General features: G+C 49.8%; 1 pseudogene. It reads left to right on the top strand.

The annotated features are described in order from the left end of the window. A pseudogene (locus tag SB660_RS22220) lies at positions 1 to 253 on the top strand (butyrate kinase); the annotation flags it as partial.

The following is a 253-nucleotide window of genomic DNA, read 5'->3' on the forward strand; positions in this document are numbered from 1 at the left end:
GAATGACGCCATGATCACTGATTTGAAAAACGGCTACAACGGCCAGCATGCTTCTAATCTGGGCGGAATTATTGCCAGGGAAATAGCAGACGGATTAAATATCCCCGCGTATATCGTCGATCCGGTCGTGGTGGATGAGATGACTCCGCTCGCTAAAGTATCAGGAATGCCTGAAATCAAGCGGAAAAGCATTTTTCATGCTTTGAACCAAAAAGCTGTTGCCCGTCATGCGGCGGCGTCCCTCGGCAAACGG

It is taken from the genome of Bacillus sp. SIMBA_005, from assembly GCF_046535585.1.
Lineage (GTDB): Bacteria > Bacillota > Bacilli > Bacillales > Bacillaceae > Bacillus > Bacillus pumilus.